Raw genomic sequence first — 12497 nt, 5'->3', positions numbered from 1 at the left:
TTCGATGGCTGTTACGAGCGCCACTCGCTCAGTAGGTTATTTGCATTCGGCCTGGCTCGTTCGGCTGGCCTTCGCGTTGGAGTGCCCAAAGGAAAAAGACCGATCAGCCGTTCGTGTGGATCGAGACCCATGATCTGCCTGACCCGTTCCGAGGAGCAGGGCCAGCCAGTAAGCCAGATCGAGCCGAAGCCTTCCGCGTGGACAGCGTGTAAAAACGTCGTCGCGACCGCACCTGCGCAAAGCAGTTGGTCCAGTTCGGGGAATGGCGCCGCTTTATCGGGACGCCAAACCAAAAACACTGTAGCCGGCGGTCCGATCAGCCACGCCCTCAACCGGGAGATCATTGCCGATTTCACGCCTTCGTTCTGTTCTTCAGCATCGTGCGCGCGAAGAAACTCTTCCAGGAGATCGCTAGCCTGATGATCTCTTACAAGAATGAACCGCCATGGCACCAAATTACCGTGATCTGGGACGCGGCTCGCGAGCATCAGGATATCGTTTAGTTTTTCATCGGATGGGGCGGGCGCACGCAACAGGGCAGGCGGAACGGAGCGGCGATTGCCCATATCTGCTTTTGAAAGCTCACTTGGCCAACTTTGATTTTTGGTTGAAACTTCCATATGGCGCAGGCCCGTTTTTCAATTTGTGCGGGCGCATAAAAGAGACGGATGGTATCCATGTCAATAAACTTGATGAAAATAGTCGTGTAAAGATTCTCGCTCAAACGAGTTGGTGAGGCGGAACTGCAACTGCCGAGCTTCCGGCGTATCTCCGGCAGATCCTTCCGTGCCTAGACGAATAATCAGATTGCTTTCATCAATGCCAATTTTCGGCGGTTTCACGAAAGGCGTCTAGGCGCAGTCCGCACCCATCAAGATGGGATTGAGCCGGACGTAATCAATCATTCGGTGTATGTCGGGGTCGCAACGATCAAGCGTTCTTCATATCCCTGATCGTTTCTTGCATCTTTTCGATCTCCGCCGTGATCTTGTTCGGATCGGCCTCACCGAGGAACGGCATGCTGGGGAGAAAGAGTGAGTTTTTATCCGAAGCCATTTTCTCGACCGCCTGCTCGATTTGATGAAGCTGACGGCTGGCCCGCTCTGCATAGTTTTTCTGACAAACGTTGGGACGCCACGCGCGATTGAGGACTGGAGATCGCCTGTCGCGCTTGCGGAGGTCCTCTTTTGCTTGGTCGAATTCGGCGCATGCGGTTGCCGCCTCGGTGAGCCTCTTCGGCAAGTCATCCTTTATCGACGCCAACTGAGTCTGCGCATTCTTGATCGCCTCTGCGGCCTCCTGAATTCGCCTCCGCTGCTGGTCTTGTTCCTGCTTGGCAAGTTCGGCCTCACGGCGCTCGTTCTCACGCGCGGCAAATGCCTTTGCTTCTTCCTGTGATTTTGCGCGGACGGTGGTCAGCCGCTGGGCAAATTCTGCTGTCTCAACGTGTTCGAGCTTTAAGTTTTTAGGGTTCAGAGCTGGATCACGCAGGCGCTCGCTGATCGTCTGGCGGCATTCGGTCTTCAGTTGGCCAAGCATTTCCTGTGGCATATCTTTGAAGACTGCCTCTTCCAGCCCTGAAAGAAGGCGTACGCATTCCTCGGCCTTTTTGGGGATCGTTTTGGGCGCATCGGCACTTGTCGAGAACAGGGAGGTGGAAGAAAATAACAAGAGGATTTGATCATCGCTCATTTCCGGCGCGGATTCGGTGCAGCTGGAAAGAGATAGTCCCCAAAAAAGAGTGATGGCGATTGTGGACACAAGGCGCTTCATATGCAGATCTGACCTCGAATTATTATTTTACTGCAGGTTGTATGAATTAGATGACCGACCAATGCCAGCCTCTTTTGAGATTTTGTGGCATGGGAACTCCGGAAGCTCCGTCGGGCGTTAAGCGGAAAGCATTTGCAGCCGCGCCACGCCTATATCTGTATAGGCGACTAGAGTGAAGTGTCCTGTTCTTTCCAATTCGGACGAGAACACCGTCTGTCGTGGGCGAGCGGGGCTGACAACGAGGATCATGAGCGATTTTGGCATCCTGCGTGAGTGCAGATCAATCACCCATCGGGGATGCATTTCAATGCATATTGGACGTTTTTCTGCTTTAAATTGGCCGAAGTGTGTATTAATAATAGACGGACGATGGACCGACTACGAACCAGCCGAATACTCATCGAGCGCAAAGCGTATTCTCTGGTTGAGACATCGCTATCCGATACGCGCGTCGTTCTTATTGCCGGCCCTAGACAGGCGGGAAAAACGACGCTTGCGCGGCAATTTGAAGGCCCCGACCGGGCCTATCTCACTTTGGATGACGCGGGTACGCTGCAGGCTGCGCGTGCCGATCCTGTAGGTTTCATAAGAGGCGTCGACCGCGCTGTGATTGACGAGGTGCAGCGGGCTCCGGAACTGATGTTGGCGATCAAGGAAAGTGTTGATCGTGACGAAACGCCAGGGCGTTTCTTGCTGACAGGTTCTGCAAATCTAACGGCCATCCCATCCATAGCCGACTCTCTGGCGGGTAGGATGGCAGTCATTCCGCTGCTACCTCTGGCGCAGGCGGAGATTCAGTCTGCACCGGGTCGCCTTTTGGATCGGCTGTTCGCGGGAGAAGCGCCGGTTGTAGAGACGGCCGCCGCCATTGGGACGGATTTGATCGACATTGTTGTAAGAGGGGGATACCCTGAGGCAATACGCAGACCGACACCGCGTCGACGGACTGCCTGGCTTGAGGACTATGTTGCACTCATTCTGGACCGTGACGTGCGAGACATCGCCAATATTGATCAACTCGATCGGATGCCCCGTCTTCTGAACATATTGGCCGAGCACGCTGGGCAACTGGTCAATCATTCCAGCTTTGGTTCGGCGCTCGGGCTATCGAGTGTCACGACACAGAAATACGTTGCGATCCTTGAACGATTGTTCCTGATAAAGACACTGCCTCCGTGGTCGAACAATCGACTTAGTCGTCTAGTCAAGACGCCGAAGCTGCACTTCATCGACACGGGATTGCTGGCGAGTATGCGAGAAGACGAAGCCGAACGGTTGCGGCTGGACCGCTTACGCTTTGGTGCTCTGTTGGAGAGTTTTGTTGTGTCGGAGTTGATGAAATTGGCGTCATGGAGCGAGCGACGCGTTTCATTCTCTCACTACAGGACGAAGGATCAGGATGAGGTCGATGTCGTTATCGAAGATCGGCGTGGTCGTATTATCGGAATCGAGGTTAAGGCGTCGGCAACGGTGAGAGCGCAAGACTTCCGTGGACTGCGCCAACTGCAGGAGGCTGTTGGTGACCGGTTCGTGAGGGGGCTGGTGTTGCACGATCATGATCGCGTGACGCCGTTTGGTGAAAAATTGCAGGCAGCTCCCACGTCGGTTTTATGGACGATGTTGTGGCGGAGGAGTTGGAATGTCCGCCGATTTGCAAAGTAGAAATGTCCGGTTTCCGTGTCCTGGCCATTTAGACATGCGACACTTGCTCCTCCGATCAGCCCCCGGCCGACCCGGCTCTCCGGTTGCAAGGAGAGGGCGGGGGCGGGTGATGAACACACCCATTCGGCTTTAGCTTCCTCAGTAGCAATTGTTTCGTTGACGGTTGATACTCTTCGGTGAATCGATGAGGTCGGGGACAAGGTCAGAGGATGCTTCCGCAAATTGAACTCACAGGCGAGGTCGATGTCATCGCTCTGTCGCCGCTCATACGGGGTATAACCTTGAGCCTGTCCTATGCCGCGACGCAAGGAGGCATAGGCCTGACTGCTACAGGTGCCATGAACCGTAAGTTCGTGCACTGGGCTGCCACCCATTTTGAATGGCCCGACTACACAGTCACCGATCTCTATAGCGTCAATAAGGTCCTCAATGAAGACGACGTGCCACCGCTTTGGGTGGTGCGCGACATGATCCGTCATCTCAAACTGCTTCGTCGCAAGAAAGACGTGCTGTTGCCGACCAAACGGGGCAAGGAGTTTCTGGCAAGACCACAGGCCTTCTTCGATCTGGTCGCCACGGATTATCTCTATTCCTACGTCCACGACGCGGAAACGGAAAAGGAAGTGCGTGACCGGCTACGCTGGTGGCGCATGTTCCTCAATCTGCTCAACATCAAGGCGAGGTCAGGTTGCTCACTGAACGAGGTCGTGAAAATCCTGTACCCAAGCGTGGCACATCTGTCGGACGCCGAGATGACAATCGAGGCATGGACCTTGAAATCTGGGATCCGCTACGGCGTCATTCGTCGCTTGTGTTGGCTGGGGGTGCTCTATGAGGCGAAAGAAGGGTTAAAGCTCTTTCAGGATGGACCCTTCCACAAAACACCACTCTGGGCCGCGTGTTTGCAATTGGAATCTGACACGCAAACCGATATCGGCGTGCATTGACGGAGCGACTTTCACTCCGCCGCAGGCGGCAACGATAATCGCTGGTGACGACGCGCAATAACCTTCGCATCGTTCATGAAGTCCTTCCGTCGGCCGGGCTTGCGAGCGCGCGGCGTGTAGCCGTTCTTGTCGCTGTTGCTCTTCACCGTCGGCTTTTCCTGCTCGTCCTGGCGCTCCTTGATATACGCAAGGACATCGCCAAGCCGCTTGTTCTCGGTGATCGCCGCATGCGTCACGCGCTGATCCTTGTCGAACACCGTGTAGGGCAGGGAATGTCCCTTCCAGCGCACGTCGAGGCGACCATCGGCGTAGGCATAGCTCTCGACATATTTGCCAACCAGGCCGCGCGTGACGTCGTTCTCGTCCAGCATGATCCGCCGGCGCTCATAGGAAAATGTCAGCTGCGATCCGACATACCGCTGTTCTCGCTTGCACAGGATCTCTCGCAATCGATCCGGCGCCAGGTTCATTGACCGATGCAGGTCATCGGATCGGGCAGGGCAAACCGCAAACCGTGCATTATAGTCATCGATGAAACCGGGTACGAACGCATTGCCAGCCTCCATACTGTCGATGCCGGCCAATCGCAGTTCCTTGACCAGACGGTCCTGCAGCGTCCGATTCATTCGCTCGACCCGACCCTTGGCCTGGCTCGAATTTGCGCAGAGAATCTCGATATTTAGCTCACAAAGCGCTCGCCCGAACTGGGTCATGCCCTGGCCGCCTTTGGCATCCTTCTTTGCCACCCGGAACACTGAATGCTTGTCGGAATAAAAGGCAATCGGTGCACCGTGCTGCTCAAGATAAAGCGCCAGTGCCTCGAAGTAGGTGAAGGCACTTTCTGAACGCACAAAGCGCAACTGCATCAGCTTGCCGGTCGCATCGTCAACGAACACCAGCAATGAACATGCTGGCCCACGGTCTTCGAACCAGCGATGCTCCGAACCATCGATCTGCACCAACTCACCATAAGCCTCGCGTCGCAGTCGCGGCTGATGAAACGTTCGTCGTTGCTTGCGCGACAGCCATAAGCCGGCATCGACCATCCAGGTACGAACCGTCTCGCGTGATACATGCAGGCCATCACGTTCGAAAAGCTTCTCGGTCGCCAGGGTCGGACCGAAGTCCGCATAACGCTCGCGAACAAGAGCTACGGCGTAATCCCGAACGCTATCCGCAATCCGGTTGTTCGATGGTCGACCGATCGCCTTGTGCCGGATCGAGGCTGCACCGTCAGTGCGCATTCGGTCCAGGAGGCGGCGGACCTGGCGCTCGCTCAGATCGAGAACATGTGCCGCTGATACCATCGTCATTCGGCCGGCCATGACTTTCGACAAAACCTCGATCCGCTGCAGATCGCGCTCGCTCATCGTAATCAATCCCATCTGCAATCTCCCAGACGTCAATCAGACCCGGGGAGTGTGACATTCCAACTTTGCAGAAACAGGACACTTTAACTTTGCGGCTACACGATGTAGATCGCGTAATCTATCTTATGGAACATCTGGGCATGGGCATTTTCATAAAATTCAATCGGTTGTGAAAACGGAAACCAAGAATGGCCCAAATTCTAGCTTGCTCCTTTTTCCCAACCTGTCGAGCGGTTATCCGGAATTACCTGTCCTTCTCAGTCTCGCCTTCTATTATCATGCACGCGACCTAACGGTCATCGTTTGTCACGTAGTGTTGTAAAGTCCATAGCCGATCCAGCCTGGCAGGATATCGAATACCAGCGCCACATCGGATGGATTACGCGGGATCAGTTGTTGAGATAGGTCTTGAGGAAGCTGCGCGTCCTCTCCTGTTGCGGCCGGACGAAAATTTCGGAGGGCGGGCCTTCCTCCACCACCAGCCCCTTGTCCATGAACAGCACGCGGTCGGCGACTTCCGCAGCAAAACGCATTTCATGGGTCACGATCAGCATGGTCATGTGCTCTCTCGCCAGTTGTTTCATGACCTGGTTGACCTCTTCCACCAGTTCCGGGTCGAGAGCGGAGGTGGCTTCATCGAACAGCATGACTTTCGGCCGCATGGCGAGCGCCCGGGCAATAGCAACCCGCTGTTTCTGGCCGCCTGAGAGCATGGAAGGATAGGCCGCCGCCCTGGCATCCAGCCCCACCTTGGCAAGTAGCGACATGGCAAGCTCCGTTGCCGCGCCTTTGGCCATGTTTTTGAGCGTGATCGGCCCCAGCGTGATGTTTTCCAGTACGCTGAGATGCGGGAACAGGTTGAAGTGCTGGAAGACCATGCCCATGTCCTGGCGCACGGCATTGATATGGCGTTCGAAAGCCCGGCCCTTGAGCGGCTGGTTTACCTGCACGCCTTCGAGATAGATTTCTCCGGAATTGACCGTTTCCAGATGGTTGATGGAGCGTAAGAGCGTGCTCTTGCCGGAGCCGCTCGGCCCGATGATCGCAACGATCTGGCCCTTTGTGACCGAAAGATTGATATTCTTCAGAACTTCGAGTTCGCCATAGGACTTTGCGATATTACGTACGTCCACAGTGGGCTGGATTGCGGGCTGGGCCATCGGCCGGAAATTGCTCATCGGATAAACTCCATTTTTTTGTCTGCCCCGCGCAATGCGAATTCCAGCGTCACGTTGATCGCGTAATAGATCGCTGCAGCAACAAGATAGAATTCGAAGGGACGATAGGTTTCGCTGATCGCCTGCTGGGAGGCGAGAACCATTTCCGAAACACCGAGAACCGAAACCACGGCGGTGTCCTTCAGCATGGCGATCATGTTGTTGCCGATCTGCGGCAGCGCGCGCACCACGGCCTGCGGCACGATGATGTAACGCAATGTCTGCGCCTTGCTGAAACCGATGCTGCGGGCGCCCTCCGTCTGGCCGTTATCGATGCCGAGGATGCAGATGCGGATGATATCGGCATTGTAGACGGCGAAATGCAGCCCGAGGCCGATGATGCCGGTCCATATTGCCGGTATGTTCACACCGATCTGGGAAAGGCCGTAATAGATGAAATAGAGCTGCAGTAGCAGCGGCGTTCCCATCAGCACCCAGCTGACGAAAAGCACGGGATATTGCGCGATACGCGGCGCATAAAGCGTGGCGAGCGCGATGAGCACGCCGCCGGCAAAGCTGATGACGGCGGCGCTTGCGGCGATGATGACCGTCCACAGCGCGCCGGTGAGGATCGCGGCGGCAAAGGGCGGAACAATGGTGAAATCCAGCATGGAATACCTCTTATTTCAGCGCAAAACGGGCATCAACCGCGTCGATCAGGCGGGCAAGCAGATAGACCAGCACCATGTAGATCGCTGCCGAGACGGCGAAGATTTCAAAGGGACGATAGGTCGAGCCGATGAACCGCTGGGCGGTATAGGTCAGTTCCACGACGGAGATGGCGGAAACCAGCGATGAGCCCTTGAGCAGCATGATCGCGTTGACGCCGATGGATCGGATCATCAGCCGGCCGGCCTGTGGCAACACCACGAGCCGCATCGTCTGCCCAAGGGCGAAACCGATCGAACGGGCCGCTTCCGTCTGTCCCTTGTCGACGGTCAGGATTGCGCCGCGCATGGCTTCGGCAAGATAGGCGCCGACATTGATGCCGAGGCCGATCGCGCCGGCGGTGAAAGGGTCGAGATCGATACCGATCTGCGGGCCGCCGAAATAGAGGATGAAAAGCTGCAGCAGGCAGGGCGTTCCGCGAAAGACGCTGACATAGGCGCCGCCGACGAAGCGCAGAAGCTTCGAGCGGACAAGGCGCGCCGCTGTCGCCAGCGTGGCGAGGGCGAGGCCGAGGGCCAGGGCAAGCGCGGTGATTTCAAGTGTGACGAAAGCGGCTTCCAGAAAAAACGGAAAAACCTGCGTCATTAGGGAGAAGCCCATTGTGCCTCCTCTCGAACTGAGAAAGGAAAGGGAAGGTCCACGGCCGGACCCTCCTTCCATGATTTATGTCGGGGCGGCTGTCAGCGAATGTCGCGACCGACCCATTTCATCGAAATCTTTTCGTAAGTGCCGTCGGCACGCATGTCGTCCAGCGCCTTCTGGATGGCGTCCTTGAGTTCGCCGCTGTTCTTGCGCAGCGCAATGCCGATGCTGTCGCCATTTCCGGCGTCTGGAATGGCGATTTCGCCTACATTCTGGCCGCTGCTTTTCGAGGCCACGAGAACGGGAATGGAATCTGCGGCGATGGCGTCGATGCGGCCGGCCTGGAGGTCGAGCAGTGCTTCCGACAGAGCTTTGTATGTCCGCACGGTCCAGCCGCCGTGCTGGCGTGCCCACTTGTCGCTGACTTCACCGAGGGTGACGCCGACGCTCTTGTCCTTCAGGTCATCGAGCGATTTCGCCGGCGATGTTTCCGGGACGAAGACGGCCCTGCCGCTATGGTAATAGGGGCCGGCGAAGGCGACGGCCTTTTCGCGTTCCGGCGTGATGGTCATGGACCCTACGACTGCATCGTATTTGCCGGAGATCAGGCCGGCGATAATGCCGTCCCACGCCGTCGTCACCACAACCGGTTTCACGCCAAGGCGCTTTGCCAGTTCATTGCCGATATCGACATCGAAGCCGACAACTTCGTTCTTGTCGTTGACGAAGCTGAAGGGCGGAAAGCTGCCGCTCATGGCAAAGCTGAAGGTGCCGCGTTCCCTGACCTTGGCCAGATCGTCGGCGGAAGCCGGTAAGGCGGCTGCCAGAGCGGCGACGGCCAGCCCGGCAAAAGCTATTTTCTTGAGGATCGACATGGGGAAACTCCGTATAAAAAGCGTGCAGCTATCTGGCTGCGGACAGCGGAACGCGCTGCACGAAGGTGAAAAACAACGGTGACTGCCTGTTGAGGAAACACCCTTTTGCCGTTGCGGATCATAGGGACGGCGCGGGGCTCCTTCCGGCGACAGGCGTCAGAACATGAGCAATGATTTCTTTGTTTTTGTCTTCATGAGGAAGGCCCTCCCAAGCCTTTGGATGACGAGAGATGCGCTGGTGGTCCAGTGTGAAGGGACCGATGCGGCATCGATTAAAATAGTCTAGCGAAGTTGAACGGCTATAAAAAATGGCATTTCAGCGCATTTTCTGACGGTATTTTGAGCGATTTGTATAGCGGAATTGTTGAAATCGACACTCGCTCAAAATTCCATTGCAAACCTCTGTTATCTTGGCGTCAGGTGAATACCGGCAAGCGTGCAGCGCACCGAACCGCCGGCTTTCTCGACGGTCGGTATGTCGAGCGCCACCGGAACGGCGCTTTCGCGGATCGTGTCGATCTGCGCCTGAGTGAGCGAGGCGTAAGCAGTGGAGGAAAAGGCGATGATGCGGCCGTCCCGTCCCTGCAATTCCAGCGCATTGCCGGCGAAATTGCGGATCTGGGCATTGGTGAGGGCGATGACCCGTCGCCCTGAGCGTTCAAGCCGGGCGACGATTTCAGCACGCCGACCTTCATCGGTGATCATGTCGAGACCGATCATTGTGTAATCCGTGCCGATGCACATCAGGACATTGGTGTGGTAGACCGGCACTCCCGCCTCGTCACGGGCATCGAATACCATCGGCTCGAAATTGAAATGGGTCGAGAAGCGCTCGAGTGCGATCGGATCGGTGCGGTCGGAGCGCACGGCATAGGCGACCCGGTCGATATGATCGAGTACCATGGCGCCTGTGCCTTCCAGAAAAAGACCGTCCGGTTCCAGGCCGGAATAATCGATGATGTCCTGAACCCGATAGCGGCTCTTCAACATCTCGATGACATCCTGGCGACGCTCGCGCCTGCGGCTTTCGGCCTTCATCGGATAGATGGCGACATGGCCGCCGGCATGGGTGGAAAACCAGTTGTTGGGAAAGACGGAATCGGGTGTTTTCGTGCCTTCGTCTTCAAAGAGATGCACCGTCACGCCATGGCTTTCGAGTGTCTGCGCCGCACGGGTGATTTCCGCATGGGCGATGGCGCTGAAGTCCTCACCACTGTCTGGTGTTGCCTGAAAGCGATTGTCGGCGGCGGTCTCGGTATTGACCGTGAAATGGTGTGGCCGCACCATGACGACGGCGGCCGGAGCTTGAACGGAATAGGTTCTTTTCATCATCCCGCTCCTCAGGCCCGCGCACGTTGCAGCATGCCGAAGAGGTCTCGCGGATCATCGGGATCGGCGATGATGTCGATGTCCTGATAGAAGCTTGAGCCTTCGAGTTTACCGCGCACGTAACGCAGGGCGGAAAAATCCTCTATGGCGAAACCGACGCTGTCGAACAGGGTGATCTGGCGTGTGTCCCGACGGCCTTCGGCCTCGCCGAGGACCACTTTCCAGAGCTCCGTTACCGGATAATCCGGGTCCATCTGCTGGATTTCGCCCTCGATGCGTGTCTGCGGCGGATATTCGACGAAGGTGTCGGCGCGCAGTAGGATATCCCGGTGCAGCTCCGTCTTGCCGGGGCAGTCGCCGCCGATGGCGTTGATGTGCACGCCGGCGCCGATCATATTGTCGGTCAGAATGGTTGCATATTGCTTGTCGGCGGTGCAGGTCGTGATGATACCCGCCCCTTCGATTGCGGTCTGGGCCGATTTGCACGGGATCACCGTCAGGCCGCTTTCCTTCAGGTTGGCGGCCGTTTTTTCCGTTGCGCGGGGATCGATATCGTAAAGGCGCACCTCCTTGATACCGAGCACGGCTTTCATTGCCAGCGCCTGAAATTCCGCCTGGGCTCCGTTGCCGATCATCGCCATGACTTTGACGCCCTTCGGCGCGAGATGCCGGGCGGCCATTGCCGAGGTGGCAGCGGTGCGCAGCGCCGTCAACAGGGTCATTTCCGTCAAAAGCACGGGGTAACCGGTGGACACAGCCGCGAGCAGGCCGAAGGCGGTGACGGTCTGAAGCCCTTCCGCCATGTTTTTCGGGTGTCCGTTCACATATTTGAAGCCGTAGATTTCCCCGTCGGATGTCGGCATAAGCTCGATGACGCCCTCGCGTGAATGCGAGGCGACACGTGGCGTCTTGTCGAAACATGGCCACCGGAGAAAATCCGCCTCGATGGCATCGGTGAGTTCAACGAGCATCTGCTCTATGCCGATGTGATGCACCAGCCGCATCATGTTCTCGACGCTGACGAAAGGGATAAGGGCCTTTGAAGACGGGGACAGGGGCATATGGGCAACTCCTCACTTGCGAGAGCGAAGATAACGGTCGGGCCTGTTCAACCGAAATTGCAGAAGCTTGTTGTTTCTGAAGTCATTTTGAACAATATGTTCAGTCCAATTGTCAATTCGGTCAAACCCCCATGAGCATCGCAAAATACATACCGGATGAACTCGACCGGCAAATCATCGCTCACCTCAGGGTCGATGGCCGGGCGTCGCTTGCCAAACTTTCCGATGCGCTGGGTGTCGCGCGCGGCACGGTGCAGAACCGGCTGGACCGGCTGACGGAAACCGGCACGCTGCTCGGTTTTACCGTGCGGGTGCGCGAGGATTATGATGATCGTGCTGTCCACGCGGTGATGATGATCGAGGTCATGGGAAAATCGACCACGCAGGTCATCCGCAAGCTGCGTGGCATTGCCGAGATTTCCTCGCTCCATACCACCAATGGCAACTGGGATCTGGTGGCGAATATCCGCGCCGGCAGCCTCTCGGATTTCGACCGGGTGCTGCGGGAGGTCCGTATGATAGACGGCGTCTCGAACAGCGAAACCAGCCTCTTGCTGAGCAGCGTCTGATGTAGACAGCGCTAACTCGACAGGCCATTCCCGTATTTAATCCCATTGGGAGCAAATTGAACCGCCCTCTAGCCCTTGAGATCTTGCCGGCGGAGCCCGCCAAGATTTTCCTCACGCGATGCGCTTCGACGGCAATCTGCGACCGCCGCCTTCGGACTCTCGATGAGATCGGTCGCCTGCTGTGAAGATCGAACAGTACGGCATCTCGATCGTCTTCAGTAGGCGCTTGTCCGACCGCGAAAACAAAGATTGACTATAGTTTCAGGTTAGCAACCATGTTCGTTGACAGGCATCGCCATCCCGCCGACGACAAGACTGCTAGGTCCTGTTGACAAAGTATGGCAACCATATCTTTGCAGCGGCTAGGGCAAGGAATGCTGAGAAGGATTTTCGTGTCTTGTCGTATCGGGTCGCGACGCGACGGAACTGCTTGAGGCGGTTGA

At 56.7% G+C, this 12497-nt stretch carries 12 protein-coding genes and 1 pseudogene; 3 read left to right on the top strand and 10 right to left on the bottom strand.

The features are described 5' to 3' along the window. Positions 1-11: 11 nt before the first annotated feature. Positions 12-620 carry a nitroreductase family protein gene (locus I3J13_RS20210; protein ID WP_196379981.1) on the bottom strand — a complete coding sequence of 203 codons (609 nt, stop codon included), beginning with the start codon at positions 618-620 and terminating at the stop codon, positions 12-14. Between the two features lie 310 nt (positions 621-930). Beyond that, the gene (locus I3J13_RS20205; RefSeq protein ID WP_196379980.1) at positions 931-1773 is read right to left on the bottom strand and encodes a hypothetical protein; all 843 of its coding nucleotides are present in this window, start codon (positions 1771-1773) and stop codon (positions 931-933) included. Between the two features lie 369 nt (positions 1774-2142). Here I3J13_RS20205 and I3J13_RS20200 point away from each other — a divergent pair, with 369 nt between their 5' ends. Beyond that, positions 2143-3435 (top strand): ATP-binding protein, encoded by a 1293-nt coding sequence (locus I3J13_RS20200; RefSeq protein ID WP_196380063.1) that lies wholly within the window; start codon positions 2143-2145, stop codon positions 3433-3435. A 209-nt stretch (positions 3436-3644) separates the two neighbouring features. Continuing rightward, positions 3645-4382: a hypothetical protein gene (locus tag I3J13_RS20195; protein WP_111788831.1), complete on the top strand. Its 738-nt coding sequence runs from the start codon at positions 3645-3647 to the stop codon at positions 4380-4382. 11 nt (positions 4383-4393) lie between these two features. Here the strand turns inward: I3J13_RS20195 and I3J13_RS20190 are convergent, their stop codons facing one another. From I3J13_RS20190 to I3J13_RS20160, 7 genes are all read right to left on the bottom strand, one after another. Then, positions 4394-5767, bottom strand: a complete 1374-nt coding sequence (locus tag I3J13_RS20190) for an ISNCY family transposase (RefSeq protein ID WP_196379979.1) — start codon at positions 5765-5767, stop codon at positions 4394-4396. 374 nt (positions 5768-6141) lie between these two features. Then, a complete protein-coding gene (locus tag I3J13_RS20185) occupies positions 6142-6912 on the bottom strand; it encodes an amino acid ABC transporter ATP-binding protein (RefSeq protein ID WP_420867947.1) in 771 nt (256 codons plus the stop codon). 14 nt (positions 6913-6926) lie between these two features. Further along, the gene (locus I3J13_RS20180; RefSeq protein WP_196379977.1) at positions 6927-7580 is read right to left on the bottom strand and encodes an amino acid ABC transporter permease; all 654 of its coding nucleotides are present in this window, start codon (positions 7578-7580) and stop codon (positions 6927-6929) included. 10 nt (positions 7581-7590) lie between these two features. Next, complete coding sequence (locus I3J13_RS20175) at positions 7591-8238, bottom strand: amino acid ABC transporter permease (protein ID WP_196379976.1); 648 nt, start codon at positions 8236-8238, stop codon at positions 7591-7593. Positions 8239-8318: 80 nt separating this feature from the next. Beyond that, entirely contained in the window at positions 8319-9095 is a 777-nt protein-coding gene (locus tag I3J13_RS20170) for an ABC transporter substrate-binding protein (protein ID WP_196379975.1), read from the bottom strand. A 405-nt stretch (positions 9096-9500) separates the two neighbouring features. Beyond that, positions 9501-10427: a citrulline utilization hydrolase CtlX gene (gene ctlX, locus I3J13_RS20165; protein ID WP_196379974.1), complete on the bottom strand. Its 927-nt coding sequence runs from the start codon at positions 10425-10427 to the stop codon at positions 9501-9503. Between the two features lie 8 nt (positions 10428-10435). Then, a complete protein-coding gene (locus I3J13_RS20160) occupies positions 10436-11485 on the bottom strand; it encodes an ornithine cyclodeaminase (protein WP_196379973.1) in 1050 nt (349 codons plus the stop codon). A 131-nt stretch (positions 11486-11616) separates the two neighbouring features. Between I3J13_RS20160 and I3J13_RS20155 the strand changes: the two genes are divergently transcribed. After that, positions 11617-12054: an Lrp/AsnC family transcriptional regulator gene (locus I3J13_RS20155; protein ID WP_046799006.1), complete on the top strand. Its 438-nt coding sequence runs from the start codon at positions 11617-11619 to the stop codon at positions 12052-12054. A 318-nt stretch (positions 12055-12372) separates the two neighbouring features. On the opposite strand, the pseudogene I3J13_RS25810 reads toward I3J13_RS20155, so the two are convergent. After that, positions 12373-12497 (bottom strand): annotated as a pseudogene (locus tag I3J13_RS25810) (IS5 family transposase); the annotation flags it as partial.

Source organism: Agrobacterium leguminum (assembly GCF_015704895.1).
Lineage (GTDB): Bacteria > Pseudomonadota > Alphaproteobacteria > Rhizobiales > Rhizobiaceae > Agrobacterium > Agrobacterium leguminum.
The sequence above is the reverse complement of the archived record's forward strand: the minus strand, read 5'-3'. Positions and strand labels throughout refer to the sequence as shown.

Coding starts and splice junctions, on each gene's coding strand:
- I3J13_RS20210 (WP_196379981.1), bottom strand. CDS start 620: ATGGAAGTTTCAACCAAAAATCAAAGTTGGCCAAGTGAGCTTTCAAAA.
- I3J13_RS20205 (WP_196379980.1), bottom strand. CDS start 1,773: ATGAAGCGCCTTGTGTCCACAATCGCCATCACTCTTTTTTGGGGACTA.
- I3J13_RS20200 (WP_196380063.1), top strand. CDS start 2,143: ATGGACCGACTACGAACCAGCCGAATACTCATCGAGCGCAAAGCGTAT.
- I3J13_RS20195 (WP_111788831.1), top strand. CDS start 3,645: ATGCTTCCGCAAATTGAACTCACAGGCGAGGTCGATGTCATCGCTCTG.
- I3J13_RS20190 (WP_196379979.1), bottom strand. CDS start 5,767: ATGGGATTGATTACGATGAGCGAGCGCGATCTGCAGCGGATCGAGGTT.
- I3J13_RS20185 (WP_420867947.1), bottom strand. CDS start 6,912: ATGGCCCAGCCCGCAATCCAGCCCACTGTGGACGTACGTAATATCGCA.
- I3J13_RS20180 (WP_196379977.1), bottom strand. CDS start 7,580: ATGCTGGATTTCACCATTGTTCCGCCCTTTGCCGCCGCGATCCTCACC.
- I3J13_RS20175 (WP_196379976.1), bottom strand. CDS start 8,238: ATGGGCTTCTCCCTAATGACGCAGGTTTTTCCGTTTTTTCTGGAAGCC.
- I3J13_RS20170 (WP_196379975.1), bottom strand. CDS start 9,095: ATGTCGATCCTCAAGAAAATAGCTTTTGCCGGGCTGGCCGTCGCCGCT.
- ctlX (WP_196379974.1), bottom strand. CDS start 10,427: ATGATGAAAAGAACCTATTCCGTTCAAGCTCCGGCCGCCGTCGTCATG.
- I3J13_RS20160 (WP_196379973.1), bottom strand. CDS start 11,485: ATGCCCCTGTCCCCGTCTTCAAAGGCCCTTATCCCTTTCGTCAGCGTC.
- I3J13_RS20155 (WP_046799006.1), top strand. CDS start 11,617: ATGAGCATCGCAAAATACATACCGGATGAACTCGACCGGCAAATCATC.